Genomic DNA, 5174 nt, shown 5'->3' on the forward strand with positions numbered 1-5174 from the left:
TATTATAAGGGGATTCGAAACCCCGTCAACCTTTAATTTCAAGAAACCTTCATATCGCTGAAAAGCAAAGCGGGGAGGCCTGACGGCCTCCCCGCTTTTCAGTGCAACCCGCGGCTTCTAAAGTACACCAGCGCCGCGTAGTCGCTGCAGCTCGCCGGCACCCAACCCCAACACTTCCCCCAGCACCACGTCGGTATGCTCGCCCAACAGTGGCGGCGCCCGGCGATACTCCACCGGCGTCTCCGACAAGCGTATCGGGCTCGCGACCTGCGGTACGCTACCCGCCAACGGATGCGCCATACTTACCGCCAGCCCTCGCGCCAGCACCTGGGGGTCCTGGAACATCTGCGCCAGGTCATTGATTGGCCCACACGGCACCCCTGCAGCTTCCAGCTGGCGCACCCATTCAGCCGTGGTCTTGAACACCGTGGCTTGGCGTATCAGTGGAATCAGCTCGGCCCTGTTCGCCACCCGCAGTTTATTGGTCACAAAGCGCGGGTCATCCGCCCATTGCGGCTGCCCGGCCACTTCGGCGAACTTGCGGAACTGGCTGTCATTACCCACGGTAAGAATGAAGTCTCCATCCGCCGTCGGGAAATCCTGATAAGGCACTATGTTGGGATGCGCATTACCCAGCCGGCGAGGCGAGGTGCCTGTGGTCAGATAGTTCATTGCCTGATTCGCCAGGCAGGCCACCTGCACATCGAGCAATGCCATATCGACATGCTGGCCGACCCCGGTCTGATCCCGGTGGGCGAGGGCAGCAAGCATGGCAACCGTGGAATACAGTCCGGTCAGAATGTCGGTAAGCGCTACACCCACCTTCACCGGCCCTGCACCTGCCTCACCTTCTGGGCGACCGGTCAGGCTCATCAGCCCACCCAGCCCCTGGATCATGAAGTCATAGCCAGCGCGCTTGGCATATGGGCCGGTCTGGCCGAAGCCCGTAATGGAGCAATAGATAAGCTGTGGGTTGACTGCCTTCAGGCTCTGGTAGTCCAGGCCATAGGCAGCCAGCCCACCCACCTTGAAGTTCTCGATGACGATATCGCACTTAGCCGCCAACTCACGCACCAGGCGCTGCCCCTCGGGCTGGGTAAAGTCGATGGTCACCGAACGCTTGTTGCGATTGGCCGACAGGTAGTAGGCCGCCTCGCCGGTGTTCTCACCCTCGACATCCTTGAGGAAGGGTGGCCCCCATGAGCGGGTATCGTCGCCACTGCCAGGGCGCTCGACCTTGATCACGTCAGCGCCAAGGTCAGCGAGAATCTGGCCAGACCACGGGCCGGCCAACACGCGCGAAAGGTCCAGCACCCGCAGATGTGATAGCGCGCCCATGGACTGCTCCTTATTAATAGAAGGCCTGGATACCGGTTTGCGCACGCCCCAGAATCAGCGCATGCACGTCATGAGTACCTTCGTAGGTGTTGACCACCTCCAGGTTGACCAGGTGGCGGGCCACACCAAACTCGTCGGAGATGCCGTTGCCACCGAGCATGTCGCGCGCCATACGGGCGATATCCAGCGCCTTGCCGCAGGAGTTGCGCTTCATGATCGAGGTAATCTCCACTGCAGCCGTTCCTTCGTCCTTCATGCGCCCCAGGCGCAGGCAGCCTTGCAGCGCCAGCGTGATTTCCGTCTGCATGTCGGCCAGCTTTTTCTGGATCAATTGGTTGGCGGCCAACGGGCGTCCGAACTGCTGGCGGTCCAGGGTGTATTGGCGGGCGGTGTGCCAGCAAGCTTCAGCGGCACCCAGCGCCCCCCAGGAAATACCGTAGCGAGCCGAGTTCAGGCAGGTGAACGGGCCTTTGAGGCCACGTACATCCGGGAAAATGTTCTCGTCCGGCACGAACACATTGTCCATGACGATTTCGCCAGTGATCGAGGCGCGCAGGCCGACCTTGCCATGGATCGCCGGAGCACTGAGGCCCTGCCAGCCTTTCTCCAGCACGAAGCCACGGATATCGCCCTCATCGTCCTTGGCCCAGACCACGAACACGTCGGCGATGGGGCTGTTGGTGATCCACATCTTGCTGCCGGTAAGACGGTAGCCACCGTCCACCTTCCTGGCCCGGGTAATCATCGAGCCCGGGTCGGAGCCATGGTTAGGTTCGGTCAGGCCGAAGCAACCGATCCACTCGCCACTCGCCAACTTGGGCAGGTACTTCTGTTTTTGTGCCTCGGTGCCAAATTCGTTGATCGGCACCATCACCAGCGACGACTGCACACTCATCATCGAGCGGTAACCTGAGTCGATGCGTTCCACTTCGCGGGCAATCAGGCCATAGCACACGTAATTCAAACCGCTGCCACCGTACTGCTCGGGAATGGTTGCACCCAGCAGGCCGATTTCACCCATCTCGCGGAAGATCGCCGGGTCGGTCTGCTCATGACGGAAAGCCTCGAGCACACGTGGGGCCAGCTTGTCCTGGGCGAACTGATAAGCGCTGTCACGCACCATGCGCTCTTCTTCAGTGAGCTGCTGATCCAGCAGCAGCGGGTCGATCCAGTTGAAGCTTGCTTTACCGGCCATGAGCGAAATCCTCGTAATAGGGGGCAGTTTCTTGTGCCTTTGAGCCTAGGCTTGATCAGCCGCCGGGACAAACGAGGATTGCGCACCAATTAGTGATAATTTGTCACTTCGTAAATCGGCAAAACGCCATATTGACAGCCTTACAAGTGAGGTTGACGTACATGCGCCGCAAGATCCCCAGTACCGCCGCTCTGGTTTGCTTCGAAGCGGCGGCACGTAACGAAAGCTTTACCAAGGCTGCCCAGGAACTCGCCCTGACCCAAAGCGCCGTCTGTCGGCAGATCGGTGGGCTAGAAGCCTTCCTTAATGTGGAACTGTTCCGCCGCTCGCGCAGGGGCGTGAAGCTTACCGAAGCCGGCCTGTCCTACAGTCGCCAGGTGGCCACCCAGCTGGACGCCGTGGAACGCGATACCTTGTCGGTGATGCGCCTGCAGGGCGCCAATGTGATCGAGCTGGCGGTGGTGCCGACGTTTGGCACTCAATGGCTGCTACCACGGCTCAAGGACTTCCAGCAGCGCCACCCAGAGGTCACGGTCAATCTCACCAACCGCACCCGGCCATTCCTGTTTGCGGACACAACCTTCGATGCCGCCATCTATTTTGGTGATGCCGATTGGTCTGGCACCCAGTCGCACAGGCTGATGGGGGAAAACCCAGTACCGGTGTGCAGCCCGGTACTGCTGGATGGGCAGGGCAAGCTCGAGGCACGCCACATCGCGCAGCTTCCCCTGCTGCAGCAAAGCACGCGCCCCTATGCCTGGCGGCAATGGTTCGGCAGCGTAGGTATGAATGTTGAACGCGACATGACAGGCCCGCGCTATGAACTATTCTCGATGCTCGCCCAGGCGGCCATGCACGAAATGGGCATTGCCCTGATACCGCCGTTCCTGATCCAGCGAGAGCTGGAGGAGGGTAGGCTGGTGGTCGCTAACAGGCATGCCCTGAGTAGCGACAAGGCTTACTATCTGATGATTCCCGAACGCAAGGTAGAGTCAGCATCGCTACGTGCGTTTCGCGACTGGCTGGTGAGCCAGGCCCAGGCATACACAGGCAAAACAAGAACAAGTGCGACAAATTGACTCTGTAGTCAATTATTTTAAACACCTACAGATATATGTATTTGTCGCTTTTTCGAAAACTGTAATGCAGGCATAAAAATACCCTTTAACCCTGCTTAACACGCGGCTTTGCGGGTTATTTTGCGACATCCACCAATCCGTAAGCGAATTCTTCGCATTTTTTTTGTTTTTTTCTCCTAATCTGCCAATAGCCCATGCTTGACGGGCTGCAGCCTTATCGCTGCGACAAGCGGTCACAGGGTGACTTGTAGTTTTAACTTCGTTTCGCTCCAGAACCGGTTGAAGGCCTCTGGGTTCGTCTGCAAAATGCTTCGCCCGCCCGGTATCCGGCGGGCCGGCGCTCCACAGCCGCCCCAGCTCACCATCCGAAGTGTGCTGGCTTTTACAAAGACAAAAGGTCACCGCAGGAGAAATAGTCGTGCACATTGGTGTTCCTCTCGAGACGCAGACCGGTGAGACAAGGGTCGCTGCGACCCCCGAAACCATCAAGAAACTGATTGGCCAGGGCCATCAGGTCACCGTCCAACGGGGTGCAGGGCTCAACGCCGCCATTCCGGACAGTGCCTATGAGGCCGTGGGTGCTTCCCTGGGGAGCGCAGCCGACGCCTACGGCGCCCAATTGGTACTCAAAGTGGTCGCCCCCAACGACCAGGAATTGGCCCTGATCAACAGTGGCAGCCTGCTGGTGGGCATGCTCAACCCGTTCAACAGCGAACTGATCGGCAAGATGGCCGAACGCGGCATCACCGCTTTCGCCCTGGAGGCCGCGCCGCGTACCTCTCGGGCGCAAAGCCTGGATGTGCTGTCGTCGCAAGCCAACATCGCCGGTTACAAGGCCGTGTTGCTGGCAGCCCATCACTACCCACGCTTCATGCCCATGCTGATGACCGCTGCCGGTACCGTTAAGGCCGCACGCGTGCTGATCCTCGGCGCGGGCGTTGCCGGCCTGCAGGCCATTGCCACGGCCAAGCGCCTGGGTGCGGTGATCGAAGCATCCGATGTACGCCCAGCCGTGAAGGAGCAGATCGAGTCGCTGGGCGCCAAATTCATCGACGTGCCCTATGAGACCGACGAAGAGCGCGAGTGCGCCGAAGGCGTCGGCGGCTACGCCCGACCCATGCCGGCCAGCTGGATGCAACGCCAGGCCCAGGCCGTGCACGAACGCGCCAAGCAGGCCGATATCGTCATTACCACCGCGCTGATCCCCGGGCGCAAGGCACCGACCTTGCTCAGTGCCGAAACCGTGGCGCAGATGAAGCCCGGCTCGGTGGTCATCGACCTGGCTGCGGCCCAGGGCGGCAACTGCCCACTGACCGTTGCCGACCAGGTGGTGCAGGAAAACGGCGTGACCATCGTCGGCCCGACCAACCTGCCGGCGCAGGTGGGTGCCGATGCTTCGGCGCTGTACGCGCGCAACCTGCTGGACTTCATGAAGCTGCTGTTCGACAAGGACGGCGCGCTGGTCATCAACCTCGAAGACGACATCGTCGCGGCCTGCCTGATGTGCCGTGATGGTCAGGTCGTCCGCAAGAACGGCTAAGGAGCACGACAATGGAAGACAT

Annotated in this window: 5 protein-coding genes; 2 read left to right on the forward strand and 3 right to left on the reverse strand. The window is 60.2% G+C overall.

The window, feature by feature from the left end:
• Positions 1-117: 117 nt before the first annotated feature.
• Together APH42_RS28385 and APH42_RS28390 are read right to left on the reverse strand one after the other, a co-directional pair.
• Positions 118-1338: a CaiB/BaiF CoA-transferase family protein gene (locus APH42_RS28385; protein ID WP_012269963.1), complete on the reverse strand. Its 1221-nt coding sequence runs from the start codon at positions 1336-1338 to the stop codon at positions 118-120.
• Between the two features lie 13 nt (positions 1339-1351).
• Positions 1352-2533 carry an acyl-CoA dehydrogenase gene (locus tag APH42_RS28390; RefSeq protein WP_012269962.1) on the reverse strand — a complete coding sequence of 394 codons (1182 nt, stop codon included), beginning with the start codon at positions 2531-2533 and terminating at the stop codon, positions 1352-1354.
• 161 nt (positions 2534-2694) lie between these two features.
• Here APH42_RS28390 and APH42_RS28395 point away from each other — a divergent pair, with 161 nt between their 5' ends.
• A complete protein-coding gene (locus tag APH42_RS28395) occupies positions 2695-3612 on the forward strand; it encodes a LysR family transcriptional regulator (RefSeq protein WP_012269961.1) in 918 nt (305 codons plus the stop codon).
• Positions 3613-3624: 12 nt separating this feature from the next.
• Here APH42_RS28395 and APH42_RS30025 read toward each other — a convergent pair whose 3' ends face one another.
• The gene (locus APH42_RS30025) at positions 3625-4038 is read right to left on the reverse strand and encodes a hypothetical protein (protein WP_141729060.1); all 414 of its coding nucleotides are present in this window, start codon (positions 4036-4038) and stop codon (positions 3625-3627) included.
• Here APH42_RS30025 and APH42_RS28400 point away from each other — a divergent pair.
• Positions 4031-5152 carry a Re/Si-specific NAD(P)(+) transhydrogenase subunit alpha gene (locus tag APH42_RS28400; protein WP_012269960.1) on the forward strand — a complete coding sequence of 374 codons (1122 nt, stop codon included), beginning with the start codon at positions 4031-4033 and terminating at the stop codon, positions 5150-5152. The genes APH42_RS30025 and APH42_RS28400 overlap by 8 nt on opposite strands.
• Positions 5153-5174 lie beyond the last annotated feature (22 nt).

It is taken from the genome of Pseudomonas sp. NBRC 111140 (genome assembly GCF_001320885.1).
GTDB classification, from domain to species: Bacteria; Pseudomonadota; Gammaproteobacteria; order Pseudomonadales; family Pseudomonadaceae; genus Aquipseudomonas; species Aquipseudomonas putida_P.